Below are 24,317 nucleotides of genomic sequence, written 5' to 3' on the forward strand. Positions count from 1 at the left end.
AAACAATATACGCGCGCTTACTCGAGAGTATTACGCAAAATTCGAAGTTTTAGGGGTGTTCACATCGGCGACTCTGGCAGCTAAGATAACAGATTCATGGACGTGAGATCTGCTGGCGAGTCCTTACCGGCAAGTCGTTAAGTATAACAAGGAAGCACCTATGGCTATAACCGATTGGCCCGCGCAGGAGCGCCCACGCGAAAAATTACTGCAAAAAGGCCCCAATAGTTTATCCGATGCCGAGCTACTGGCGATATTTCTGCGCACCGGGTGCGCCGGCAAATCCGCGGTAGACCTAGCCCGCGAACTACTTTCGCACTTTGGCGGCCTGCGCACCTTGCTTGACGCCAGCCAGGAAGAGTTCTGCCAAGCTCTTGGGCTTGGCAGCGCCAAATATGCACAGCTTCAGGCGGTACTGGAGATGTCACGCCGACACCTCGGTGAACAGCTGCAGCGTGAAACGCAATTTTCCAGCAGCAAATCCGTCAAACAATACCTTCTTGCGCAGCTTCGTGATCGCCCCTCGGAAGTATTCGCAGCACTATTTCTCGACACTCAGCACCGCCTTATCGCCTTCGAAGAGCTGTTCCAAGGCACTATTGATGGCGCCGCCGTGTATCCGCGCGAGGTCGTTAAAAAAGCGCTTTCGCACAACGCAGCGGCGATTATCTTAGCCCACAATCATCCCTCGGGAATTGCCGAGCCCAGCAGCGCTGATCACAACATAACCAAACGTCTTACTGACGCACTTAAGCTTGTAGATATCCGCACCCTGGACCACCTGATTGTCGGCGATGGTAATGTCGTGTCTTTTGCTGACAACGGCTGGCTTTGATCGATAACATTAACTTAACGTTTAACACGCTATAATTATTAGTTGCTATTTGTAGTTGCGATTTTTTTACACACAATAATTAAAACTCACGCGAGTGCTATCATGAACACTACTCAGGCCCCACGCATACGGGCAAATGTCATTGCTTGTATTGCGGTTTTTTCCCTATTCTTTACCGCTGTCACCCACGCAGGAGCTTCCGCTAAAGCAAAACCCGGCGAATGGTGGAACCAACCCTACCCGGAGACCTTTGACTCCAGCCAGCTCAAAATCAAAACGAGCCGCATTAGCGTTGACGGCAATCGTCTGATCAACGAAGCCGGAGAAACCATTATTCTTCGCGGCGTCAACTTTTCAGACCCCGATAAACTGAAAACAAACCGCAAATGGAAAAAAGCGCACTTTGCACAAGCAAAGGCTTGGGGCGCCAATGTCATTCGCCTGCCGATCCATCCAACCGCTTGGCAAAAACGCGGAAAAACAGACTACCTAGCGCTACTTGACCAAGCGGTCGTGTGGGCCAATGAGCTGGATATGTACCTGATTATTGATTGGCACTCTATCGGCAATCTTAAAGCTGAAATCTTTCAGCACCCCATGTACAACACCTCGCTCACAGAAACCCGCGAGTTTTGGCGGCAGATCGCCCACCGCTACCAGGGTGTTAATACCATTGCCGTATACGAGCTTTTTAATGAGCCAACCACCTCTGGCGGCAAGTGGGGCTCGCTAAGCTGGGATGAATGGCGACAGGTAAACGAAGAACTTATCGCCATCATTTACGCTCACGATCGCCATGTTATTCCTCTGGTCGGCGGATTTAACTGGGCCTATGATTTAAGCGAAGCTGGCAGTAATCCTATTCGAGCCGAAGGGGTTGCCTACGCCGCCCACCCCTACCCTCAAAAATCCAAAAAGCCTATAGCCGAAAAACCCCAGGACTGGGATAAAAGCTGGGGCTATATGGCCAAAAAGTACCCCATATTAGCGACCGAAATTGGCTGGATGCAGGACGGCCAGCCCGGCGCCCACATTCCCGTTATCGATGACGGAAGCTATGGGCCCGCCATTATCGACTATATGAATAAACACGGTGTTTCCTGGACAGCGTGGTGCTTCGACCCCGACTGGGCACCGCAAATGATTTCCGATTGGAAGTACACACCAACAGAACAGGGCGAATTTTTCCGCAAAGTAATGCTCGAAGAAAACCCATAATTCACAGCTAGCAGCCAGGGTTATAGTTAATTCGCTAAACTCTGGTTGCTATTGATCATCCATTTTGGTATAAAACGCGCCTCTTTTCGGTCAGCCCTCTATGCGGCGCAATTTTTAACCGATCAGGCCGAAATTAACCCAACTAATTTACCGACTACTGGCTCACGAGCCATGGTCCTGCACCTATAAAGAAAGAGGTAAGACAATGGCTAAGGTTTGTCAGGTTACTGGAAAGCGCCCGGTAACAGGCCACAATGTATCTCACGCAAAAAACCACACTAAGCGTCGTTTTCTGCCTAATTTGCACTCCCATCGTTTTTGGATTGAATCCGAGAAGCGCTTTGTGAAACTCCGTGTTTCTAGCAAGGGTATGCGTATCATCGACAAAAACGGTATCGAGTCTGTTCTGACCGATATGCGTGCCCGCGGCGAAAAAGTATAAACTGCGGATAACACTGGAGAAATATCATGCGAGACAAGATCCGTTTGAATTCAAGTGCCGGTACCGGCCACTTTTACACCACTGACAAAAATAAGCGAACTATGCCTGGCAAAATGGAGATCAAAAAATACGATCCCGTTGTTCGCAAGCACGTGATGTATAAAGAAGGCAAAATTAAGTAGTTTGCGCTTTCAAAAAAAACCGGCAGTTGCCGGTTTTTTTATGCCCGAAAGAAAAGAAACGTCAATTATACTATTTGACCATGCCAGAACTGCCCGAAGTAGAAACAACCCGTCGCGGAATTAGCCCACACCTGTTAGGGCAAACCATTCGCAGCCTGACCGTCCGCAACCCAAACTTGCGCTGGCCCATACCCCAAGAACTATCCGGGCTATGTAAAGGCAAAACTATTAACGCCATAGACAGGCGCGGAAAGTACCTTCTGCTACACCTTTCATCTGGCGCCTGCTTAATATGGCACCTAGGGATGTCGGGTAGCATGCGCATTCTCACTGGCTCAACCACCCCCGAAAAACATGACCACGTCGACCTCACTCTCACAAATGGCCGATGCCTGCGCTTCCATGATCCGCGTCGTTTCGGTGCTCTACTGTATACCTATGACACGCCAGACACTCACCCGCTATTATCCCACTTAGGCCCAGAACCCCTCAGTAGCCATTTTGATGCTGACTACCTGTACCAACGCACACGGAAACGCAGCCAACCAATCAAAGCCTTAATAATGGACAGCAAAGTAGTCGTAGGAGTAGGCAATATCTATGCGAATGAAGCGCTCTTCGCAGCAAGCATTCATCCACTAAAAGCCGCGGGCAAAGTATCTCGCGCAGCAGTTGAACAGCTATGCTTGGAAATAAAGCAGGTACTTAAGGAAGCGATAGCACAGGGCGGAACCACCCTAAAGGACTTTACCGATAGCGAAGGGAAACCAGGCTATTTTGCACAAAAACTGAAAGTATACGGACGCGCAGGACAGCCCTGCAGTCAATGCGGCAAGCCGCTTACAGAGAAACGACTGGCACAGCGTGCAACAATTTATTGCACCCAATGCCAGCGCTAGAGATTCAATACACGCCAATACCAGCGGGAGACGCATTGCTCGCAATACGATCACTGCGGGGCTTAACCATACGGGGTACCTTGGTGGTCACCTCGATGTAAACTGGCTCACTAAACAGCTGCGCGCCCTCATCGGCGGCATCGCTCGCCACCCAGCGTGCTTTATAACCGTATAGCCCGTTCTCTCTCACCAACTCCGAAAGCGCTGCAAAATGCGGCCCCCTCAAAATACGCTGGTACTCGCCCCCGTCTTTATTGCGGTATATTTCTAGGTGCATACCCTGCTTAGATGATTCATAGGTGCTTAACGCGGATTCAACGCGTAATACAAAGCTGCCATCATCTGAAAAATGAGGCGCTTTCATGCTGATTGTCTCAGCTGACGCACTCATGGCAAACAGGAAAAAAATACAACCAAGAACCGCCAAACCTTGTGACAGTTTCTTCATGTGTAGCCTCACTCAAAATAAGCCGGGATTTGTATCGCACATGACATCTCTGCCCCCCTGTGCACCCCGGTAGTCCATCCAACTGAACAGTAAAAATACTGCCAGACACCACAGAACGGCTCTCCGACCGTCTTAATCCATTATCTCAAATACTACGATTGCCCGTACGGAGCAAGTCGCTATTTTAAGATGTATACCATTAAAAACGCCAACCATATAACCAATCTTTTTCAGAGTGGGTAGTTAGTGGATGGTTAACAGCGAGGATTGTACAGCCCTAAAGGTGATAGAGCTGTTCAAAAAATGTAAAAATAAGAACCCATCACAGAAGTACGGCGCTACTCAGCTAATGCCTGTTTTTGCAGGTCGTTCAATTCAGCAATACCTTTTTTAGCGAGCGCAAACATCTCCGCGAATTGCTGTTCGGTAAAAGGCTCCTGCTCCGCAGTACCCTGGATCTCGATCAAGCCACCGGCATCAGTCATAACGATATTCATGTCAGTATCGGCCGAAGAATCCTCGGGATAATCCAAATCCAAAACCGCTACACCGTTGACAATGCCAACGGAAACCGAAGCCACCATATGTAATAGCGGGTCGGTGGTGATTTTTCGATTGCGCTGCAAGTACCTCAATGCATCCACTAAAGCAACACAGGCGCCTGTGATCGCAGCTGTGCGCGTACCGCCATCAGCCTGAATAACATCGCAGTCAAGTGTAATGGTGTACTCTCCCAGCGCAGCCAAATCCACAGCGGCCCGCAAAGAGCGCCCAATTAGCCGTTGAATTTCAACGGTGCGACCCGCCTGCTTACCGCGCGCGGCTTCACGCCCCATACGCGAGCCAGTGGAGCGAGGCAACATGCCGTATTCTGCGGTAATCCAACCGCGCCCCTCGCCTTTCATAAACCGTGGCACCCCTTCCCCCACGCTAGCGTTACAGATAACCCGAGTATTACCAAAACTTACCAATACCGAGCCTTCGGCATGACAGGTGAAGTTTCGTTCAATGGAAATAGGGCGTAGTTGATCCGCAGCGCGGCCACTAGTTCTGCTCATATTTGACTACCTTGAGAGAGATGAGGAATGGGTCGCTATTATGCTATTCCCAGACGGTTTTTTATATCGCTGTGTTACTATTACAGGGCAATAAATTAATGAAGGACAAACTATGCCACGCAGTATGACAGGCTTTGCCCGCCAGCAAGCACAGCACTCCTGGGGCAGCCTTACCTGTGAATTACGCAGTGTGAACCACCGCTATCTCGAACCCAGCATTCGCCTCCCCGAAGCCCTGCGAGCACTGGAAACGCCACTACGCGAAAAATTGCGCAACAGCCTGAGTCGCGGCAAGGTCGACATCAGCATTCAGCTTAAAACTGAAAATGCCGTCGATGACGACTTGGCACTGAATCAGCCGCTCGCCAACCAGATCACCCAGCTGGCACAGCAGCTCGCTGCGAATATTGACGACGCAGCACCGCTGAGCCCACTTGAAATTTTGCGCTGGCCCGGAGTATTGCAGTCCGCCGAAATTGACGCCGACACACTCAACCAAGCGGCAACCAAGCTCTTCACCACCACCCTTGAGTTGCTTATTGCGAACCGCGAGCGCGAGGGGGAAGAATTAAAATCTTTTATTGCTCAGCGCTTAACCACCATTGGCAAGCACGTAGTAGTGATGCGTACACACCTGCCAGAGCTACAGCAAGCGTACAAAGACAAGCTACGCGCGCGGGTTGACGCCCTAGCGGTGGAGGTGGATGAAGACCGCTTCAACCAAGAAGTGGTGTATGTCTGCCAAAAATCAGATGTCGCGGAAGAACTTGATCGACTGGAAGCCCATATTCAGGAAGTTACTCTCACCCTCGAACAAAAAGGTCCCGTTGGTCGCAGGCTAGACTTCCTCATGCAAGAACTGAATCGCGAAGCCAACACGCTTTCATCGAAATCCATGTCCAGCGAAACATCGCAGATTGCCGTTGACCTAAAAGTATTGATTGAGCAAATGCGCGAACAGGTGCAAAACATCGAATAAGCTCGATAGGTCAATCGCGCTATACTCCAATTAACCTGTTCAATGCTCTTCACTTGCGGAGGATAAATACACTCAATGAGCTACCGTGGTACGCTTTATACCGTTTCCGCCCCCTCTGGGGCGGGCAAGACCAGCCTGGTGAAGATGTTGGCTGAAAACACCAACAATATTCGCGTTTCTGTTTCACACACCACTCGGCCCATTCGCCCTGGAGAAGAGCACGGTGTGAACTACCATTTCGTCAGTCACGAAAAATTTTCAGCAATGGTGGAACAAATCGAGTTCCTTGAGCACGCACAGGTGTTTACCAACTACTATGGCACCTCCAAATCATGGGTGGAACAAACCCTAAATTCAGGCGTAGATGTTATTCTGGAGATCGACTGGCAGGGTGCACAGCAGGTCCGCAAACAAATCCCCGCAGCGGTGGGCGTATTTATACTGCCGCCGTCTCGCGACGCATTGCATCAGCGCCTGACTGGGCGCGGGCAAGATGGAGAAGAGGTGATACAGGCGAGAATGGCCGAGGCCAAGAACGAGATGTCGCACTATGTCGAAGCCGATTTTCTGGTTATTAACGACGACTTTGATCAAGCGCTCACCGAATTTCGCGCAATAGTACTCGCCCAGCGCCAAAAGCTCGAAAAACAGCAGCAAATGCATCAAAACTTACTCATAGACCTATTGAGGTAGCTGCCCAATTTGCGTACACTTCCCGGCCCTTTTCGGGAAGCCAAAACAGCCCCTTAGCAACTCCAGCGGAATCAGATTAATGGCACGAATTACAGTAGAAGATTGTTTGGATCACGTTGACAACCGTTTTGAACTGGTCATCGTTGGCAGCAAGCGTGCTCGCCAGCTCGCGGTTCAAGGTAAAGAGCCTTTGGTTCCGGCCGAAAACGACAAGCCAACCGTTATCGCCCTGCGCGAAATCGAAGAAGGCCTAATTGACGCTAGTATTCTCGACCAAGACGACGAAGACACCCGCGACGATATACTGCTTAGCGAAGCACCAGTAGAATTAGACGCAAGCCTCACGCCTCCAACTACAGACCTTTAAATGCCGCGGGGAAAGCGTTGCTCACCATTGACTCGTTAAGCCACAGGCTTTCCTCTTACCTCGAACCGGCACAAATTAGCCGGGTCAAGCACGCATACTATTACGCCGAACAGGCCCACTCGGGCCAGTATCGGCGCAGCGGCGAACCCTATATTACCCACCCCCTAGCCGTCGCCAACATACTCGCCTCTATACACATGGACCATCAAAGCCTAATGGCCGCAATGCTTCACGATGTTATCGAGGATACGGGTATAGCAAAAGCAGCCATCACCAAGCAGTTCGGCGAACAGGTCGCCGATATTGTTGACGGCGTCAGTAAGCTCGCCAAAATCGAATACGAAACCCAGGCAGAAAAGCAAGCTAAGAACTTCCAAAAAATGGCCCTGGCCATGGCCCGAGACCTGCGCGTAATTGTGGTGAAATTATCCGACCGCTTACACAACATGCGCACACTTGGCGCACTTCCGGCCGAAAAAAAACGTCGCATCGCCAAGGAAACCCTAGAAATCTACGCCCCCATTGCCCACCGCTTAGGCATGAACGACTGGCGTATTGAATTCGAAGATCGTGGCTTTTCCGCCATGCATCCACTGCGCGCCACACGCCTGCACGCCTCTTTGCAGCAGGTACGCGGCAACCGAAAAACACTGGTTGAAAAAATTCAGGCCGCTATTGAAATGCGTTTGCAGCGCGAACATATTGAAGGCTTGGTCATCGGCCGCGAGAAACACCTTTACAGTATTTACAACAAAATGCGCAGCAAGCATAAATCGTTCAAAGAGATTATGGACGTTTATGCATTTCGCATCATTGTGGAAGATATCGATACTTGTTATCGATCCTTGGGCGCGATTCACAACTTATACAAGCCCAAGCCTGGCGAATTTAAAGACTACATTGCCATCCCCAAAGAGAATGGCTATCAGTCGCTACATTCTGTAGTCATAGGCACCCAGGGCGTGCCCATCGAAGTACAGATTCGCACCAAAGAAATGGACGAACTTGCCAGCCGTGGCGTCGCGGCACACTGGCTGTATAAATCATCTGGTGATGATAAACCAACATCTTACGGTAGCTACGACCGCGCCAATCGCTGGATAAAACGTCTACTGGAAATCCAACAACATACCAACAGTTCGGTAGAGTTTGTTGAAAACGTTAAAATCGATCTGTTCCGCGACGAAGTCTACGTGTTCACCCCTAATGGCGAAATTATCGAGCTACCGGCCGGCTCCACGCCGGTCGATTTTGCCTACGGCGTGCATACTCAGGTCGGTAATACCTGCGTCGCCTGCCGTATTAATGACCGGCCCGCACCCCTGTCGCAGCCGCTGGAAAGTGGCCAGAAGGTTAAAGTGATTACCTCCGAGAAATCTCAGCCCAACCCCAACTGGCTGAACTTTGTGATTACCGCAAAAGCGCGTTCGGCCATTCGCCACTATCTCAAAAACCAGCGTCATACGGAATCTATTGAGCTGGGCAAGCGCATGCTGATTCGCGCGCTTACTAACAACAATATTCATTTCGAAAAATTAACAGGTGAACATCTTAAATCACTGCAGGACAATACCGGCTGTGACTCTCTGGACACCATGTACGAGCGCATTGGCTTAGGCGAAATTGCAACCGTTACCATCACCAAAATTCTATCGCCCGAAACCTCTGGTAATGACAATGCCAACACCACTAGCCCCATAACAATCGATTCTGCCGACAGTCTGCTGATCAGCTTTGCCCGCTGCTGTCGCCCCATACCGGGCGACCCGGTTATTGCGCATTTAAGTAGCGGCAAGGGTATGGTGGTACACAGGGAGACCTGTAAAAACGTCAGCGGCCTGCGCTCGAAAAATGAGAATATCTCCGATATCAGCTGGTCTTCTACCGTAGAGGGCGAATTTCTGACCCAGGTTCGCGTTGAAGTGAAAGCCGAACGCGGTATTATCGCCTCCCTCGCTACCCGTATCGCTAATACCAGCACCAGTATCGAAGGTATTCAAGTTGACGAACGCGACGCTGAACACAGCGTCATTACCCTCACTATTGAAGTAAACAGTCGAGTCCATCTCGCCAATGTAATGCGCTCTGTTCGCAACATGCGTTCAGTAGAAAGCGTTAGCCGACCACAAAACTAGCCAACCACAAGCCAAGAGAATTCTTACCATGCCCAACAGAGCCATTATTCATTCAGAAAATGCGCCGAAAGCCATCGGCACTTATTCTCAGGCCGTAAAAGTCAGCAATACGGTTTATCTCTCGGGGCAAATTCCATTGGTCCCGGAAACCATGACTATGGTCGAAGGCGATTTCGCCGCCCAAGCCGAACAGGTTTTTAAGAATTTAAGCGCGGTATGCACAGCAGCCGATGGCAGTCTTCAGCATATTGTGAAACTCAATATATACCTCACCGATCTTAGCCACTTTCCTAGTATCAACGACGTCATGGCTAAATATTTTCGAGAACCCTACCCCGCTCGTGCGGCCATCGGCGTTAAAGAATTACCCAAAGGCGCCTTGGTTGAAGCCGACGGCATAATGGTAGTTTAAGAGACCTTAATCACCGAAAGTTCACTGGCGTTTGCGCTTATCGCTTGCGCCTGAAGCGCAAAATTAAAATGATTAAAGTTCAGACAGCAATCAAAATCCGCCGAGGGCGACCACGGCTGGGCGGGGTCAAAAAATCGTGCCGAATAGGGCGATCCTCTTAGTTTTCGATAAACAATACCATCATCCACTTCGCGCCCCCGCAATAACTCGGTAAGATAATCAGCATATAACCAGTCTTCATCCGATGCCTCGTTGGCGTTGAGCCCCATCCTTACCAAGGTAACAATTTTGGGTGACAAGCTCTGAATGACCGCTGCTGTTGCACGCGCATTCACAAAGGCACCGGTATACACTGTTTCGGCGTTTCTCGCGTTAACCAATCCCTGCGTGCCCGCGTGCGTAGTGTGCACAACGGTTTTACCCTGCAATCGCTCACCGGCGATTTCGCTTGGCGAATTACCAAAATCAAATCCCGGTAGGCGTTTACCATACCGCTCCCCCAATAACACTGGGCGAGACAACGTATCCGCCATCGCCAGTGCTCTATCACTGTCGTCTACCGCAATAACCGTCTCCGCACCCGCATTAAAGCAATAACACGCTGTAGTGAAAGCCCTGAACACATCAATCACAACCGTAACCCCGCGCGCCTGCTTAGCGCCCGCAACAAAATCAACAACATTAATCTGCATGATGCGCTCTCAATATCAGAAAGGAAAAATTAAATGAAAGGATGATTTACCAACTGAAGACCCTAGTGTAGGCTTATTAACGATTCGTAACTAATAGATTTAGGGCATAAAAGAAAAATTAGTTGTGGTTAGATTTTCAACCTAGGTTATCAAACCAACTCAGGGGCAACCCCATCATGACTCTGACAGAACTGCGTTATATCGTAACCCTTGCACAGGAACAGCATTTTGGCCGCGCCGCAGATCGCTGCCACGTTTCCCAGCCCACCCTGAGTATCGCCGTTAAAAAACTGGAAGAAGAGCTAAAGGTTTCCATTTTTGAGCGGTCCAAAACGCGCGTGTCACCAACACCGCTGGGCGAAAACATTATTCAGCAGGCGCAAAAAGTTCTTGAGCAGGCGGCATCGATAAAAGACATTGCCAACTCAGGTAAAAACCAACTGACCAACCCTTTTCACATTGGTGCCATCTTCACGATTGGCCCCTACCTATTTCCGCGACTGATCCCCTCATTGCAAAAACTAGCGCCAGACATGCCGCTTTATATCGAAGAAAGCTATACAGCTACGCTACGCCGTCGAATTCGCCACGGTGACTTAGACGCCATTGTTGTCGCCCTGCCTTTTACCGAGGCCGATGTAGTTACCCAACCGCTGTACGAAGAACCTTTTGTTGTTTTATTGGGCAGAGGCCACCCCCTGAGCAACAAAACACACATCGAACCCGCAGAACTTAACCAAGACAACGTGCTACTACTCGGAGAAGGCCACTGCTTCCGCGATCAGGTTTTAGAGGCGTGCCCCACGCTAAAGCCCTCCGTAGACGACCCCCGCGGAAATATTCGCACGGCCGCCGAAGGTAGCTCACTGGAAACATTAAAGTATATGGTCGCCTCAGGATTGGGTATTACTATTTTGCCGCAATCTGCCGCAATGACAGGCCATTACCTTAGTGACGACCTCATTATTAAACCCTTTGTCGACCCGGTACCGAAAAGAACCGTAGCGCTAGCATGGCGTGCAAGCTTTCCCAGGCTACAGGCAATCGATGCCATTCGAGACTCTATTACCGACTGTAAAGTAGGGGAAAACTTTTAGGCTTATTCCAAGTATATAGGCTAAGCAATTAGTGCAAGTACATTGCCGTAGACGTAACCAGCCGCTGTAGACGCTCCAGCGGCTGGGGACGCTCGAAGTAAAAACCTTGATAGTATTCACAACCAAGAGATTTAAGGCTGTTCAATTCGGTTTCAGATTCAACACCTTCGGCAATAACCGCTAAACCCAAACTATTGCCGAGCGCAATTATCGTTTCGACGATGGCTCGATTGCCCACATCTTTATCCATATTGCGGACGAAACTCTGATCAATTTTCAGCGTAGAAATTGGAAACCGGTTCAAATAAGCTAACGACGAATAGCCAGTACCAAAGTCATCAACAGATATGCGCACCCCCAAATTACGCAAGCGGTGCATTTTGCTTGCTGTCTCAGACATATTCTTAACCAGCGTGCTTTCCGTTAATTCTATTTCGAGCAAGGCCGGATCAACGCCTGTGCGTGAAATCACCTCAAATAATTCATCCACAAATCCAGACTGATTAAATTGTAGTGCGCTCACATTTACCGCGATACAGTCAAAATGCTCGGGTAACCCATGGCGCTGTAGTTGTTTAATATCCTCACAAACACGACGAATGACCCAGCGGCCGATTTCCAGCATTAGGCCGGTATCTTCCGCTACCGAAATAAAAACGGCCGGCGAGCAAATCGCCCTATTTGAGTGATTCCAGCGAATCAATGCTTCGGCGCCAACACATTCGCCCGAATCACAAAACTGTGGCTGATAGTGCAACGTGAAATCACTAAAATCTTTAATCGCCGCCTGAAGCTCCTTTTCTATTTCCAGGCGACGCTCAATCTCTCGGGACATTTCTTCATTATAGAAAGCGGAAGAATTAGGGCCTTGGGATTTCGCAATATACATCGCACTGTCGGCGTTTCTGAGCACGATATCTGCCGAACTGCACTTACCTGGAAAAACATCAATACCTACACTCGGGGTAATGTGGAGCATATGCCCATTTGCCAGTACCGGTATAGAAAAGGCGTCTCGTAATTTACCCAGTACACAATGGATCGTTTCTTCTATATCGGTATTTCCCTGTCCAGAAATCAACAACACAAATTCATCACCCGCCAAGCGAGCAACAACGTCCCGATCGAATACGAGCGTTTGCAATATACGTGCAACCGCCACTAGCAGCGCATCGCCGGTTGAATGCCCTAAGGAATCGTTAACAGATTTAAAACGATCAAGATCAATAAACAACAACGCACTCCGAATACCGTAGTCTTGACAGAGAACAATCTCATCTTCCAGCTTTTTTAATACAAACCGACGATTGGGTAGCTGCGTGAGCTCATCGTGATACAACTGAAAGCGTACTTTTTTCTCTGCCCTTTCTCGAGCCTCTATTGCCAGCAACAACTGCTCGTGCTCAATCGACGCCTGACAGCTAATTGCCAACCGTTGAAATATCGGCCGTAACAATTGCAACACAGCGTCAGCCAGTGGTTTGTCCATTCTATGGAGTACCACAACACCAAAATTTGCAAGGTTATAGTAATGAAGAACCTTACCGTAATCTAATTGCGCTTCAGTAACAAAGTTACCGTTATCTCTTTCCGTTTTTTCAAAATAAGCATTAAGGCTAAGCGGTTGCTGTAACTGCTTTCTGTGGGGGGTGCTCAAAAAAGGTGTGACGAAACTATCCGGTAAAATATTGGTACACTGCACAGCATTGTTAGCATCTAGATATAGGTAAAAATGCAATTCCGCAATACCCAGTCGACGAATACAGGTTCTAGAAAAATGCTCAAGCATCGGCCTCAACAATAACTGCCGGCCAATGGCCATACCTAATTCATGCTGAATAGAGATTAAACTGAGCGCATCGTTGTTAGTCGTCATTTGACTTTTTTACTCGAATTTAAAACTATTATTCATAGTGAAGCGCGGAAACAAGGCCTATACGTCTCTCAAGAAAATAACGCTATCACCGTAGACTTATTCAACAATTGAAACGGGCCATGACGGGATTGGCCAATCTCCCCCAATGTTAGCGCGCCTATCACCTCGGTACTTTTATTTAAATGGCCAACAATGGCTTCCAATTCTCGATTGAATTCATTTGCTAAAAATAAGCTGCGGCTAATACAGTCAAATACCAGTGCGGTTTGCCGCTCTTCCACAGGCTTAACATCCGCAGATATGCCGCTGGCGACCAGCGCTTCTTTAGCCGCCCCGGCCGAGGCCGCCACCAGGCTTTCGCATACCCCCTCCAGTAAATAGACGGTTGAATTAACCGGCACATCCCCCACACAAACCAATGAGGTGCCATCGAGCTTAAGGGGGTCTCGCACCAAGATATCGCCATCAACACTCGCAATACCCAGGGGGTAAGTTTTGGCAATATCAAAAAACGCATGAGTAGAAAAGCGCATGCCCGCATGCGCTTCAACAACCTTGCGATATACGTCGAATGCTGGCTGGTAATTCAGATACTCTAACGTATTGCCGTGGGCACCGGTAACCAAGAAAGGCCCCTCTAACGTCTGCCAACCATGGCTCACCCCCGCCGCATAGCGCCGCTTAGTAGCGACAATAAGCGCAGCATCTTCAAGCATGCCTTTATTACTAAACAAGCAGGGCTTCTGAATAAAATCAAGCGAACCGGCACCGCCACCCACCGGTTTACAGTCGCCACCCACCGAGGAATACAGCTCCTCTACCAATCGCTCGATATTGCTCGCCAATCCATCGGGCAACACAATCAGCGAAGGGAAGGCTTCCAGTGACGCCTGCATAGCGGCTACTTGTTCGGTAACGGCCGCTTCATCACGACTGAGCTGCTCGATAGTAAACACCTCAAAATGCCCCTTTAACCCCAATACCAACGTGCCACTATCTAGCGCCTCGGCGCCTCGAATTAGCTTTGGAAAAACACCACCAAAAAGGGGGATTCCGACACCGGTAAGAGCCGGATCAGCTAGGGACGGGGTCCAGTTGTCTGCATCACAGGCAAGAATGCACAAAGCATCCGCTCCTGCAGCCGTCACCCGAGCGATTGAGTGTGCCAAAGCGTTCGTTTCAGGGACTTCACAAACCTCAAGCGCACACACCAACGTCATGGAGTTAAATTCACTCTTAAATGATATAAGTATAAGTGAAAATTTATTTTCTGCCGCTAGCAATAAGCGCTAGGTCTGAGACAATAGCGATTCAATCAATGATGGGTGTGTTTATGGACGTTAAAGCAGCACTACAACAACGAAAATCTGTTAGAGCCTTTCTCAACAAGCCCGTCGAAACCCAAACTATACACCGTATTCTGGACGCAGCCCGGCATGCGCCCTCTGGTACCAATGCACAGCCTTGGCAGGTTGCCGTTGTCAGTGGTAAAAAAAAGAAGGCGCTAGAGGAAAAACTGATAACCGCTTTCCAGTGTGGAGACGAGGAGAAAATGGACTACCTCTATTACCCGCTGGAATGGATAGAACCCTATCGCTCACGTCGACGCGCTTGCGGCCTACAACTCTATACTGCACTCAATATTACCCGTGCAGAGAAGGATCGCCAGCGCGCGCAATGGCAAGCCAACTACACAGCTTTTGAGGCACCCATTGTGCTGTACTTTTTTATCGATCCGGCGATGAAAACAGGCTCGTTTATGGACTACGGCATGTTTTTACAGTCCATAATGCTCTCCGCAGTTGAAGAAGGGCTAGCAACCTGCCCCCAGGCTGCACTGGGGCAATACCCGGAAATCGTCAAGAAAGAACTACGTTATGAAGGTATGACGTTGGTATGCGGCATGGCCGTGGGCTACGAAGACAAAGGCGCACTGGTTAACAGTTATCGCACACCGCGAGAGCCAGTAGAGGTTTTTACCCGTTTTATTGACTGATCCTAGGCCATTGCTAGCACTGATCGCCTAAACTGTGGTCAAATAGTTGCCCAAAAAATAATTAGCTCAACCACAATGCATATATTGCGCCTAACAATACTTGCCTGCACCAGTCTACTACTGGCGGCCTGTGGTGGAGGAAATTCAGAGAACCCGTTAGACGCGGCCGTGTTAACACCCAATCTGGAATCAGTCGAACAATGTGCCCGCAGCGATATAGAGTCCATTCTCAGTAGCCGACTCGCATCAGCTTCTACCGACACCGACTTTACCTTTTATCTGGAAAGCAGCGACGGCCAAGCATTCAGTTACAGCCGTGGCAATGCCGACCTCACGCGTAGCTACGAATCGGCATCCACATCAAAGTGGGTTAGTGCCGCCATCATTCTTCAAGTGGTAGATCGCGGCTTAATGGCCCTGGACGACCATCCACAGGACTATCTGCCGAAAAGCGTATGGGATCTACCAGAAGACAGTGTGCTTAAAGATATTACCTTGGCCCAACTCTTAAGTTTTACCTCAGGGCTAGACCAACCGCAGCTATGCGATAATTTACCCAATGCCGATTTTTTCCAGTGCGTTAGTAATATTGCCGACGACCATTTGCAATCGACAAATTTACCCGGCGGCATTTTTCATTACGGCAGCAATCACTTGCAGGTTGCCGGCGCTATGGCCGTTGAGGCAGGTGGTTACAGTAGTTGGCTAGAGTTATTCGACGAATTTAAAGCCGTAACTGGGCTGTTCCCTTCATCTCATTACAGCCTGCCATCACAGAATAATCCGCGCTTGGCTGGCGGTATGACTTGGACGGCCACCGACTATATCGACTTCATTCGCGCCTTCCGCGATGCCGATTTTTACAGTTCAACAGCCCCGGTTGAGCAAGCTACCAGCGATCAAATTGTGGGCGCTGTGATCAGTAACTCTCCCGCGATGAGCGGCATTAGCGAAGACTGGCACTACGGTTTTGGCCTGTGGATTGAATGCCACGAATCATCGTTTAACAGTACCTGTGCGGAAACTCCCACAGTCTCCAGCCCCGGCGCCTATGGCGCTTACCCTTTCCTAAACACGTCTAACGGCGCCTTCGGTCTTATTGCCCGCCAGGGGCAGTTGGGTAGCTTTCGTGAAGGTTACGCCCTGCTGGATGGTGTGCGTGACCTAGTGGATAACTGGGCAGAGTGCCAGTAAAAATAAAACTCTCTTCACTGGTAACACCAGCGAAACACTGCATTACGGCAGGCTGGAGCGCCCTTCAACCTCATGTAAAACCCATACTCACCTCGGCTTAGTGATGCGCGTAAACAATTCTGTCTTGCCATCTTTTCGTAACAACCGTACATCGTAGGGTTCAAATTTATCCCCCATTTCCATCCCCGGGCTGCCTATAGGCATACCCGCTACGGCCAAGCCCATAGCATTGGCTGGCTTCTCCGCGAGAAAACGTTGAATGACATAAGCGGGTATATGGCCTTCAAAAATATAGCCTTGGCGGGAAACGGCCGTGTGGCAAGATTGGTATTCACTGGAGATATTCCAGCTCTGCTTAACCGCAACCAAGTCTTCTGGGTGTTCGACTTTTGACGTGAAGCCGGCTTCTTGCATATGCGCAACCCAATCGGCGCAACAGCCACAAGAGGCACTTTTGTACACCAGCAGGTCGACATCCGTTGGTGCCTGCTGAAAGTCCCCACTGTTAGCTGCCATTGGTACTGGCGCTTCATCCACCGGTTGCGTTTCTACACCTTTGGAGCAGGACAAAACGCCAAGCAATAACATAATGACAAACAAACTTTTCATAAGCTTCTCCAGTAGATACCCGAGGGAAATCGGTGATGGGGAGTATTCAGTTGCTATCCGTTACGTCATCGCACAGCAGCCCTGCAACAGTCTAGGCGAAAACATGCAGGAGCAGTCACTCTATTGCGACTTTTCCAGCGTAAATTCTCTATAGCGCAATGGCTAGCTATTAGTCGTTCCAACGAGACCAGCCGCTATGCTGTTAGCACCCCCGCGTCGTAATCACGCACGGCCTGCTGAATTTCTTCAACCGTATTCATTACGAAAGGACCGTGCTGCACAATAGTTTCTTTTATTGGCTTACCCGCAAGTACAATAAAACGCGCTTGATGTTCCCCGTTATTGGTCACCAAAAGATCGCCTTCGGGGTTAAATCGGCTAAGCATCTGGCTTTTGGTTTTTACTGCTTTTCTGCCGAGCAACAACTCCTCTCCTTCATACACATACACGAGTAGGTTATACCCTTCTGCAACGGGCATTGTGACCTCTGAATTAGACTGAAGATGAACATCCAAAAACAGTGCGTCAGTATCGGGGACAGTGAAGTAGCCTTGAATTTGCTGCCCGTCAATACAGGCCTCACCCGCAATAGCTTTAACGAACAGTTTATTCAATTGGTAAGCAGGGATCTCGTTTCCAGGCACATCTTCATAGTAAGCTGGTTTCATTTTTTGCGCTGCTGGTAGATTCACCCACAGCTGGAAGCCGCGCATCTTACCTTCGGTTTGTTTTGGCATTTCAGAATGAATAACACCTCGCCCCGCTGTCATCCACTGCACATCACTGTCATTTAACAAACCGACATTACCCATATGATCACGATGCTCCATTTTGCCCTGGAGCATATAGGTTACCGTTTCGAAACCGCGATGCGGATGAGAGGGGAAGCCACCGATATAGTCGCTGGCTTCTTCGGAGCCAAATTCGTCCAGCATTAAAAACGGGTCAAAACGTTGTGGACGGCTTCCACCAAATACCCGTAACAAGTTCACCCCCGCACCATCAGAGGCAGGCTGCCCATGTATTTGTTCTACCACTTCTCGAATAACGTTGCCGGTCATTACGCTACCTCATGCTCAGTTATTAATTTCACCTGTTTGGCAATTTGCAGTTGCGCATCAGCGATAGCCTGCTCACGGCTGTCACCGGATTTATTTAAACCTTCGGCGTAAATGAACGCTATATTTTTAAGGCCAATAAATCCCAAAAAAGTTTTCAAAAATGCTGTCTGGCTGTCGGCGGGAGTGCCCTGATAATTTCCCCCGCGAGTCAAAAGAACAAAAACCTTTTTTTCGCCCCCCAAACCAACGGGGCCGTTATCGGTATATTTGAAAGTAGCGCCGGCTCGCGCTATGTGGTCAAACCAGGCCTTAAGGGTAGACGGCACGCCGAAGTTATACATCGGTATGCCCAGCACCAAGATATCCGCCGCTAAATATTCGGCTATCAGTGCATCAGCGAGTTCGGCCTTGCCTTCACCAATCGACTTGAGTGTAACGGCATCCAAATGGGGAATGGGGGTTTCTCCCAGCTCGTGGTGGACAACCTCCAGCCCTCCGAGTTGCTCGCCAAGCTGGGTCATTAGGTTTTGTCCTAACTGATGTGAAACACTGTTGGCCGGAAAAATACTGGAATCAATGTGCAATACCTTGGTACTCATAAATCTACTCCTTTGCCTGCTTACGTATATAAACCACGGTGGTTTCAAACAATGAAGCCAGTATAAATCTTAATATTTGATTGAATGTACGCTATATTTGCATCAATTGATCAACTTTTTTAACCAATTATGAAAATCACATTAGAACAGTGGCAGACCTTTAAAACCGTCATCGACGAGGGATCCTTCGCCAAAGCCGCCGAGGCGCTGAACAAAAGTCAATCCAGTGTCAGCTATATAGTCGCCCGTCTTCAGGAGCAATTACCTGTACCCCCGCTGGTACAGCGCGGCCGTAAAGCCGAGCTCACGGAAGCCGGTAAAGTGCTCTATCGACACGCCGCCAGCCTGCTTCAGGAAGCGGAGCAACTGGAAAAAACCGCCGCTTACCTGGCCAGCGGCTGGGAAGCCGAAGTTGCAGTCGCCGCCGATGCACTCACACCCACAGCCGCACTGTTATGTGGTTTACAGGCTTTTTCAAGCCTTAGCCCTGCTACCCGTATTCGCCTATTTGAAACAACGTTATCGGGTACGGATGAAGCCCTGCTGACCGGGCAAGTTGATATTGCCATCACCGGTCGAGTTCCGCCGGGCTTCCTTGGTACACCACTGCTAACGATAACCATGGTTCCCGTTACTGCAACCAGCCACCCGCTAGCACAATTGACAACGGTGACGGAAAAAGATTTGAAGCAACAACGACAAATTGTTGTCCGTGACTCTGGCACCAAGCGACAACAAGATGTCGGCTGGCTTGGGGCAAACCAACGCTGGACAGTCTCCAGCTTCGCTACCAGCATAGAAGCCGTTAAAGCCGGGCTCGGCTTTGCATTTCTACCCCGGCACTGCGTGGAACAATTACTGACTGAAGGTAGTCTAAAGATATTGCCGCTACAAATGGGTACCGAACGCAGCATTCCCCTGCAACTAGTAGTCGCCAACCAAAGCAATGCCGGGCCTGCCGTGCAGGCCGTGGCCGAAAAACTAATCGAGAAATTTCAGCAAGAGGTACAGGCGCGCCGTTAATGTAAACTCCATTTTCAACTTCAATACCTAGCCCCCCACACACGTCAAGGGATAATAATGCTCAATAAAACGATTCTGGCAGCTATTTACCTTACCCTGTTTAGCCATAGCAGCAACGCGCAAACTTTCCCTGAACAACTATCCCTAGCGGCCATCGAACGTACGCAACACACTATTGTGTACGATGGCCGTTATCGCAAAATCGCCTACCCCGGCGGCGATGTAGAGGCCGGCATAGGTGTTTGCACCGACGTTATTATTCGTAGTTACCGTAAACTTGGCATCGATTTACAGCAGCTCGTGCACGAAGATATACGCCGGCACTTTACGCTTTACCCCTCCAAACGAATATGGGGGCAGAATAAACCCGACACCAATATAGACCATCGCCGCGTACCCAATCTGCAAACTTTTTTTACCCGCAACGGTCAGTCACTTTCACTCAGCAACAAGCCCGAAGACTATCTGCCCGGAGATCTGGTAACCTGGATGCTACCCGGCAACCTTCCACATATTGGCATTGTGGCAAATCAAAACGACTCTATCAGCGGCAACCCGCTCATTGTTCATAATATTGGTAGCGGTCCTAAAATGGACGACAACCTATTCAGCTTCACCATCACCGGCCACTACCGTTTCGCACCAAAGGAATTACCTAATGAGCAACTATAGAAAGTGGCTGCTAAGCGAAGTAGAGCTTTGGCTGAATCAAGGGATTATTGATAGCGAACAAGCGAATAAAATCTCTACGCTTTACCCCTATCAGGCGGATACCAACTGGGGAAAAATTGTGTTTGCCGGTATTGGCTCGGTTATTTTTGGCCTCGGCATTATTTTGGTGTTTGCCTACAATTGGCAGGATATGCACCGCTTTACCAAACTAGGGGTTGTGCTGCTGTCCGTTGCCATCACGCACGGCATTGGTTTTTATTATTCTCACGACCAATCGGCTCATAAAAAAGTGGGGGAAAGCCTGCACCTCCTCGGCACCATGTTATTCGGTGCCGGTATCTGGCTAGTCGCGCAGGTTTACCATATCGACGAACACTACCCCAACGCACTCTTTGTCTGGGCGCTGGGGGCCTTACTGATCGCCTGGCTACTACCCTCCCTTAGTCACACTATTCTCGCGCTAGGGCTAGTTTTTTTATGGCACTGGTTTGAAGTTTTTGAGTTCCACTCCCGCAACCACTTCGCTATTTGGCTAGTACTGGCGGCGATACTTCCCTTAGCCTGGAGGCTTCGCTCACGCGGCACAGTGCTCCTCACCTGCTGCCTGACCATTTTTTCCTACAGTGCGTCCTATATCATAGTCGCCGACAGCAACGAAGAAACGCTTTTCAATGTGATGATAGCCCTGAGCGGTAGTATGATTATCGGTTCTTTCCTTGCCAGTAAATCATATTTCCCGCAAAGTCAGAACATTATTCGTTTTGTCGGGGTCAGCGTTTTCGCCGTACTACTGTTTATTTTTTCCTTTTCGGAATTTGACGATGCTTTTTTTGCCCAACCCATATCGCAGGTTACAACACTAACCTGGCTTTATTACTGCTTGCCTATTGTACTGCTATCAACGGCTCTTTTTTTTGTGCTCGCTCGGTTTCGCCATGCACTTGAAGATAAAATCGACTTAATAGAAATACTACTGGTATCAGCCACCTGCTACATCGCTTTTATTTCTGCGTTTTCGTCTTTAGGGCTTTACGGCATTGCCTGGATAATCTACAGCCTGCTCTTTCTCGCCTACAGCATCGTGTTAATTTACCGTGGCACCCGCTACTTGCGCTGGCAGTCCACAACATTAGGCGGGCTAATGCTAGCGTCTTATACCTTTGCCCGGTTCATGGATTTATTCGACAGCCTTCTGTGGCGAGGCATGGCCTTCTTGGTAGTTGGTGCCATGCTATTTGGTATTGGCCTTTACTATTCCCGACAAAAACAATTGGCCGAACAGCAGGGAGGCGCTACAAATGATTAGTCGATCACTTATACGCAAGCTCATCATTGTGGCCATTGCTGCACAATTATTGGTATTACTGGTAATGGCCGGCAAACGAGAATTCATTCTAGCCAAGGGTGATATCGTTTATTTGCGCTCAGCCCCCATAGACCCACGCGACCCCTTCCGGGGTGATTTTGTACGTTTACAATATGACTTTAACCGCATTTCTATAAGCGAGTACCACGGACAAAAACCGTTCGCCAAATTCCGTCGAGGCGACATTATTTACGGCGTGTTAAAACCTCAAGATGACCAGGTTTATTTCGTTAATCACTTTACCGACTCTCCCACCAACGATGAACTTGCCATCAAGGGGCGGATCACAACCAAAGCCTATTCCCGGCAGCCGAATCCAACGCATCTCAACGCTAAATTCGGTATTGAGCAATATTTTGTGCAACAGGGTAAAGGCAAAGAAATGGAAGCCACACTGGGTAGCCGCAACAGCTTGCAAGTTCCGGTAGAAATGAAAATCGCTCTAGGAGACGACGGCACGGCGGTTATTGGTGATCACCGCTGGAGTAATATTGGCGTTCAATTATCTTTTGAAAGAGCAACCCCCAGGGCCAGCAACTCAAGTGAAGGTGATGCTATTATCAGCCCGCTGATTCTGGTGTCTTTGGAAAACGTGTCTAACAAGGCTTTGGTTTTTGCTACCAGAGGAGACGACTGTGATTTTTCTCTAAGCCAAGTCGACCAAGACCAATCCAAGGTCAATATCGACACTGGCTGCACAGAAAATGCCAAAAAAACGGCTCAACTTATCAGCCTTGCACCGGGCGAAAATCACACCGTCGAAATAGACATGAGCAAGCCCCGTTGGCATTTTATGGATAAGAAAGGCAATACAATTGAAATGGGGGAGGGTAATCTTTGGCGAAGATATCGGCTGCGCTATACGGCTCCATTAGCGGACAACGCTTGGCAGGGCTTTATGAATACACCCGCATTCCGAACAACCGGAAATATTGACTAGCGATATCGTTCAAAGCCCGCCTTAAACAGTAAATAACGCCTAACTGGTTCACAGTAGGCGTTAATATCCTCGCTCTTTTTCCGTGCAAATTACCCCAAAGTAACGTGTAACTCACGGATTTTAACCAATGATAGAAACGGTTTTTATTTACCTTAAACAACAAGACTTCACGCCATCTAGTCGCTTTCGAAGGCTCCAACATCTGGCTGGCTACCGTTATACGGCAAATTTACATCCACACCCGCATCAATCAAATCGCTGCTAACCTTTAACTTTAAGTAATCAATATCGGGCAGGCTACCATCGCTTTTACGCGGGGCTTTTAGCAATTGCGTATCAACACTTTCAAAATCTGCACTGCTGGCGGAAAGGCCATTTTGCCAACTATTAAAGGTAATGTCTTTCATCGTAGCATTCAGACTATCGCTACTGCTACCACTAAAGGAAACAGTATTTTTAATGGTTAACGATGCGGCAATATTGCTGCTACTAAAATTAATATTGCGACCGTTACTATGTGCAGCGCAGTTCAACAAGGTAACCTCACCACGATTACTGTTGTGGTCAAAACCGTCGTGCACATTCCCCGCAGCGATACAGTTTTTATAGATGGCGTTATGACTCAGGTCTTTGGTATCACTACCACCGGTTTTAAAACCATTGCCGTCACCAAGCCCAACTGTACCGCTTTTGTTTTTGCCGTTATCAATGGCCCAGCAATTTTCATAGGTAGTGGTAATACCATCAACAGGCCGCAGATAACCATCCCAGCCATCATCTAGGTTGTTCCATGCGCGACACCCAACAAATCTATTACCTGTACCTACGTCGAGTTTTGCCGCAAACCCATCTGCATTCTCATTAGAAGAATCAGCGTTAAAATAGGAGTCACTGTTCAATATAAGATTATTGCTAGCACCATTACCTAACTGTAATCCGGTATCGGCACATTCATAGAACGTGGAAAATTCCACTGTATTGTTATCGCCACTGATGTTTAAGCAGTTGTCGCCCGCCTTATACACATCGATACCGTAGATATGCCAATAGTCCCCGGATAAGGCTAACCCACGATTGCTCGAATTCTCAGACATCGCAGAAAAATCAAACAACGGTCTTTCGCTATCGTAGGGGTATGCTCGCAAGCCTATTTTAGAATTACTACTGCCATTTTTACTGAGTGAGATTTTTGAGCTGAACTGATAGCTACCACCGCGAATATAAATGATGCTGCCCGCCGAAGCACCGGATAAAGCCGAAAGAATTGCACTTTCACTATCAACCACTGAACCCAGTAACTGAATAGTGAGATCCACGGTATCCGTAGTTTCGGAACCATCCAGAGCCATGGCGGTAACCGTTACGGCCCCATCCATTTTGGGCGTAATCACACCATCTGACGAAATGGTGGCAATACTGGTATCGTCCACACTCCAGCTTACGCTAGGATTAGCCGCATTCGAGGGGCTCACTACCGCCTCTATCTGCTGCGGTAATCCGTCGTCAATATTGCTAGCGCTCAAA

The 24,317-nt window shown here is 49.0% G+C and carries 26 protein-coding genes; 17 read left to right on the top strand and 9 right to left on the bottom strand.

Features of this window, described 5'->3' with window-relative positions:
- Positions 1 to 160 precede the first annotated feature (160 nt).
- From radC to mutM, 5 genes are all read left to right on the top strand, one after another.
- Positions 161 to 835 (top strand): RadC family protein, encoded by a 675-nt coding sequence (gene radC / locus H5336_RS09370; RefSeq protein WP_185233552.1) that lies wholly within the window; start codon positions 161 to 163, stop codon positions 833 to 835.
- 102 nt (positions 836 to 937) lie between these two features.
- The gene (locus tag H5336_RS09375; protein WP_185233553.1) at positions 938 to 2,053 is read left to right on the top strand and encodes a glycoside hydrolase family 5 protein; all 1,116 of its coding nucleotides are present in this window, start codon (positions 938 to 940) and stop codon (positions 2,051 to 2,053) included.
- 205 nt (positions 2,054 to 2,258) lie between these two features.
- Positions 2,259 to 2,495 (top strand): 50S ribosomal protein L28, encoded by a 237-nt coding sequence (gene rpmB, locus H5336_RS09380; RefSeq protein WP_185233554.1) that lies wholly within the window; start codon positions 2,259 to 2,261, stop codon positions 2,493 to 2,495.
- A gap of 26 nt (positions 2,496 to 2,521) precedes the next feature.
- Positions 2,522 to 2,677 (top strand): 50S ribosomal protein L33, encoded by a 156-nt coding sequence (gene rpmG / locus H5336_RS09385; protein ID WP_075187169.1) that lies wholly within the window; start codon positions 2,522 to 2,524, stop codon positions 2,675 to 2,677.
- An 80-nt stretch (positions 2,678 to 2,757) separates the two neighbouring features.
- Entirely contained in the window at positions 2,758 to 3,576 is an 819-nt protein-coding gene (mutM, locus tag H5336_RS09390; RefSeq protein WP_185233555.1) for a bifunctional DNA-formamidopyrimidine glycosylase/DNA-(apurinic or apyrimidinic site) lyase, read from the top strand.
- Positions 3,577 to 3,580: 4 nt separating this feature from the next.
- On the opposite strand, the gene H5336_RS09395 is transcribed toward mutM, so the two are convergent.
- Both H5336_RS09395 and rph read right to left on the bottom strand, forming a co-directional pair.
- A complete protein-coding gene (locus H5336_RS09395) occupies positions 3,581 to 4,024 on the bottom strand; it encodes a hypothetical protein (protein ID WP_246439067.1) in 444 nt (147 codons plus the stop codon).
- Positions 4,025 to 4,362: 338 nt separating this feature from the next.
- Positions 4,363 to 5,082 (bottom strand): ribonuclease PH, encoded by a 720-nt coding sequence (gene rph, locus H5336_RS09400; RefSeq protein ID WP_185233556.1) that lies wholly within the window; start codon positions 5,080 to 5,082, stop codon positions 4,363 to 4,365.
- Positions 5,083 to 5,194: 112 nt separating this feature from the next.
- Between rph and H5336_RS09405 the strand changes: the two genes are divergently transcribed.
- From H5336_RS09405 to ridA, 5 genes are all read left to right on the top strand, one after another.
- The gene (locus H5336_RS09405) at positions 5,195 to 6,061 is read left to right on the top strand and encodes a YicC/YloC family endoribonuclease (protein ID WP_185233558.1); all 867 of its coding nucleotides are present in this window, start codon (positions 5,195 to 5,197) and stop codon (positions 6,059 to 6,061) included.
- A gap of 75 nt (positions 6,062 to 6,136) precedes the next feature.
- Entirely contained in the window at positions 6,137 to 6,754 is a 618-nt protein-coding gene (gene gmk, locus H5336_RS09410) for a guanylate kinase (RefSeq protein WP_185233560.1), read from the top strand.
- 79 nt (positions 6,755 to 6,833) lie between these two features.
- Entirely contained in the window at positions 6,834 to 7,121 is a 288-nt protein-coding gene (rpoZ, locus tag H5336_RS09415; protein ID WP_185233562.1) for a DNA-directed RNA polymerase subunit omega, read from the top strand.
- Between the two features lie 17 nt (positions 7,122 to 7,138).
- Positions 7,139 to 9,256 (top strand): RelA/SpoT family protein, encoded by a 2,118-nt coding sequence (locus H5336_RS09420; RefSeq protein ID WP_185233564.1) that lies wholly within the window; start codon positions 7,139 to 7,141, stop codon positions 9,254 to 9,256.
- A 28-nt stretch (positions 9,257 to 9,284) separates the two neighbouring features.
- Complete coding sequence (gene ridA, locus H5336_RS09425; RefSeq protein WP_185233566.1) at positions 9,285 to 9,668, top strand: deaminase RidA; 384 nt, start codon at positions 9,285 to 9,287, stop codon at positions 9,666 to 9,668.
- Here ridA and H5336_RS09430 read toward each other — a convergent pair.
- Positions 9,665 to 10,360 (bottom strand): 2-phosphosulfolactate phosphatase, encoded by a 696-nt coding sequence (locus H5336_RS09430; RefSeq protein ID WP_185233568.1) that lies wholly within the window; start codon positions 10,358 to 10,360, stop codon positions 9,665 to 9,667. The genes ridA and H5336_RS09430 overlap by 4 nt on opposite strands.
- A gap of 176 nt (positions 10,361 to 10,536) precedes the next feature.
- On the opposite strand from H5336_RS09430, the gene H5336_RS09435 reads away from it, so the two are divergent.
- Complete coding sequence (locus H5336_RS09435; protein WP_185233570.1) at positions 10,537 to 11,457, top strand: hydrogen peroxide-inducible genes activator; 921 nt, start codon at positions 10,537 to 10,539, stop codon at positions 11,455 to 11,457.
- A 28-nt stretch (positions 11,458 to 11,485) separates the two neighbouring features.
- Here H5336_RS09435 and H5336_RS09440 read toward each other — a convergent pair whose 3' ends face one another.
- Both H5336_RS09440 and H5336_RS09445 read right to left on the bottom strand, forming a co-directional pair.
- Entirely contained in the window at positions 11,486 to 13,333 is a 1,848-nt protein-coding gene (locus H5336_RS09440; protein ID WP_185233572.1) for a putative bifunctional diguanylate cyclase/phosphodiesterase, read from the bottom strand.
- Between the two features lie 68 nt (positions 13,334 to 13,401).
- A complete protein-coding gene (locus H5336_RS09445; RefSeq protein WP_185233574.1) occupies positions 13,402 to 14,553 on the bottom strand; it encodes an FIST signal transduction protein in 1,152 nt (383 codons plus the stop codon).
- A 113-nt stretch (positions 14,554 to 14,666) separates the two neighbouring features.
- Here H5336_RS09445 and H5336_RS09450 point away from each other — a divergent pair, with 113 nt between their 5' ends.
- Both H5336_RS09450 and H5336_RS09455 read left to right on the top strand, forming a co-directional pair.
- Positions 14,667 to 15,329, top strand: a complete 663-nt coding sequence (locus H5336_RS09450) for a nitroreductase (protein ID WP_185233576.1) — start codon at positions 14,667 to 14,669, stop codon at positions 15,327 to 15,329.
- Between the two features lie 75 nt (positions 15,330 to 15,404).
- A complete protein-coding gene (locus tag H5336_RS09455; RefSeq protein WP_221628014.1) occupies positions 15,405 to 16,523 on the top strand; it encodes a serine hydrolase domain-containing protein in 1,119 nt (372 codons plus the stop codon).
- An 87-nt stretch (positions 16,524 to 16,610) separates the two neighbouring features.
- On the opposite strand, the gene H5336_RS09460 is transcribed toward H5336_RS09455, so the two are convergent.
- From H5336_RS09460 to H5336_RS09470, 3 genes are all read right to left on the bottom strand, one after another.
- Positions 16,611 to 17,132 (bottom strand): DUF411 domain-containing protein, encoded by a 522-nt coding sequence (locus H5336_RS09460; protein ID WP_221628015.1) that lies wholly within the window; start codon positions 17,130 to 17,132, stop codon positions 16,611 to 16,613.
- A 194-nt stretch (positions 17,133 to 17,326) separates the two neighbouring features.
- The gene (locus H5336_RS09465; RefSeq protein ID WP_185235702.1) at positions 17,327 to 18,178 is read right to left on the bottom strand and encodes a pirin family protein; all 852 of its coding nucleotides are present in this window, start codon (positions 18,176 to 18,178) and stop codon (positions 17,327 to 17,329) included.
- A gap of 14 nt (positions 18,179 to 18,192) precedes the next feature.
- Positions 18,193 to 18,792, bottom strand: a complete 600-nt coding sequence (locus tag H5336_RS09470; protein ID WP_185233578.1) for an FMN-dependent NADH-azoreductase — start codon at positions 18,790 to 18,792, stop codon at positions 18,193 to 18,195.
- Between the two features lie 129 nt (positions 18,793 to 18,921).
- Between H5336_RS09470 and H5336_RS09475 the strand changes: the two genes are divergently transcribed.
- From H5336_RS09475 to H5336_RS09490, 4 genes are read left to right on the top strand one after another with little or no spacing between them, the layout of a single operon-like run.
- Positions 18,922 to 19,815, top strand: coding sequence for a LysR family transcriptional regulator (locus H5336_RS09475; RefSeq protein WP_185233580.1), 894 nt, complete (start codon positions 18,922 to 18,924; stop codon positions 19,813 to 19,815).
- 57 nt (positions 19,816 to 19,872) lie between these two features.
- Positions 19,873 to 20,487: a DUF1287 domain-containing protein gene (locus H5336_RS09480; protein ID WP_185233582.1), complete on the top strand. Its 615-nt coding sequence runs from the start codon at positions 19,873 to 19,875 to the stop codon at positions 20,485 to 20,487.
- The gene (locus tag H5336_RS09485; RefSeq protein ID WP_185233584.1) at positions 20,474 to 21,793 is read left to right on the top strand and encodes a DUF2157 domain-containing protein; all 1,320 of its coding nucleotides are present in this window, start codon (positions 20,474 to 20,476) and stop codon (positions 21,791 to 21,793) included. Before H5336_RS09480 ends, H5336_RS09485 begins: the two co-directional genes overlap by 14 nt.
- On the top strand, positions 21,786 to 22,793 hold the full coding sequence (locus H5336_RS09490; protein WP_185233585.1) for a GDYXXLXY domain-containing protein: 1,008 nt from the start codon (positions 21,786 to 21,788) through the stop codon (positions 22,791 to 22,793). Before H5336_RS09485 ends, H5336_RS09490 begins: the two co-directional genes overlap by 8 nt.
- Before the next feature lie 176 nt (positions 22,794 to 22,969).
- Here H5336_RS09490 and H5336_RS09495 read toward each other — a convergent pair whose 3' ends face one another.
- On the bottom strand, positions 22,970 to 24,316 hold the full coding sequence (locus H5336_RS09495) for a right-handed parallel beta-helix repeat-containing protein (protein ID WP_221628017.1): 1,347 nt from the start codon (positions 24,314 to 24,316) through the stop codon (positions 22,970 to 22,972).
- Between the last annotated feature and the right edge of the window lies 1 nt (position 24,317).

The organism is Teredinibacter franksiae, assembly GCF_014218805.1.
Taxonomy (GTDB): Bacteria; Pseudomonadota; Gammaproteobacteria; order Pseudomonadales; family Cellvibrionaceae; genus Teredinibacter; species Teredinibacter franksiae.

Bases quoted from the DNA above. Each gene is read 5' to 3' on its own strand.
- radC (WP_185233552.1), top strand. From the start codon at position 161: ATGGCTATAACCGATTGGCCCGCGCAGGAGCGCCCACGCGAAAAATTA.
- H5336_RS09375 (WP_185233553.1), top strand. From the start codon at position 938: ATGAACACTACTCAGGCCCCACGCATACGGGCAAATGTCATTGCTTGT.
- rpmB (WP_185233554.1), top strand. From the start codon at position 2,259: ATGGCTAAGGTTTGTCAGGTTACTGGAAAGCGCCCGGTAACAGGCCAC.
- rpmG (WP_075187169.1), top strand. From the start codon at position 2,522: ATGCGAGACAAGATCCGTTTGAATTCAAGTGCCGGTACCGGCCACTTT.
- mutM (WP_185233555.1), top strand. From the start codon at position 2,758: ATGCCAGAACTGCCCGAAGTAGAAACAACCCGTCGCGGAATTAGCCCA.
- H5336_RS09395 (WP_246439067.1), bottom strand. From the start codon at position 4,024: ATGAAGAAACTGTCACAAGGTTTGGCGGTTCTTGGTTGTATTTTTTTC.
- rph (WP_185233556.1), bottom strand. From the start codon at position 5,082: ATGAGCAGAACTAGTGGCCGCGCTGCGGATCAACTACGCCCTATTTCC.
- H5336_RS09405 (WP_185233558.1), top strand. From the start codon at position 5,195: ATGCCACGCAGTATGACAGGCTTTGCCCGCCAGCAAGCACAGCACTCC.
- gmk (WP_185233560.1), top strand. From the start codon at position 6,137: ATGAGCTACCGTGGTACGCTTTATACCGTTTCCGCCCCCTCTGGGGCG.
- rpoZ (WP_185233562.1), top strand. From the start codon at position 6,834: ATGGCACGAATTACAGTAGAAGATTGTTTGGATCACGTTGACAACCGT.
- ridA (WP_185233566.1), top strand. From the start codon at position 9,285: ATGCCCAACAGAGCCATTATTCATTCAGAAAATGCGCCGAAAGCCATC.
- H5336_RS09430 (WP_185233568.1), bottom strand. From the start codon at position 10,360: ATGCAGATTAATGTTGTTGATTTTGTTGCGGGCGCTAAGCAGGCGCGC.
- H5336_RS09435 (WP_185233570.1), top strand. From the start codon at position 10,537: ATGACTCTGACAGAACTGCGTTATATCGTAACCCTTGCACAGGAACAG.
- H5336_RS09440 (WP_185233572.1), bottom strand. From the start codon at position 13,333: ATGACGACTAACAACGATGCGCTCAGTTTAATCTCTATTCAGCATGAA.
- H5336_RS09445 (WP_185233574.1), bottom strand. From the start codon at position 14,553: ATGACGTTGGTGTGTGCGCTTGAGGTTTGTGAAGTCCCTGAAACGAAC.
- H5336_RS09450 (WP_185233576.1), top strand. From the start codon at position 14,667: ATGGACGTTAAAGCAGCACTACAACAACGAAAATCTGTTAGAGCCTTT.
- H5336_RS09455 (WP_221628014.1), top strand. From the start codon at position 15,405: ATGCATATATTGCGCCTAACAATACTTGCCTGCACCAGTCTACTACTG.
- H5336_RS09460 (WP_221628015.1), bottom strand. From the start codon at position 17,132: ATGAAAAGTTTGTTTGTCATTATGTTATTGCTTGGCGTTTTGTCCTGC.
- H5336_RS09470 (WP_185233578.1), bottom strand. From the start codon at position 18,792: ATGAGTACCAAGGTATTGCACATTGATTCCAGTATTTTTCCGGCCAAC.
- H5336_RS09475 (WP_185233580.1), top strand. From the start codon at position 18,922: ATGAAAATCACATTAGAACAGTGGCAGACCTTTAAAACCGTCATCGAC.
- H5336_RS09480 (WP_185233582.1), top strand. From the start codon at position 19,873: ATGCTCAATAAAACGATTCTGGCAGCTATTTACCTTACCCTGTTTAGC.
- H5336_RS09485 (WP_185233584.1), top strand. From the start codon at position 20,474: ATGAGCAACTATAGAAAGTGGCTGCTAAGCGAAGTAGAGCTTTGGCTG.
- H5336_RS09490 (WP_185233585.1), top strand. From the start codon at position 21,786: ATGATTAGTCGATCACTTATACGCAAGCTCATCATTGTGGCCATTGCT.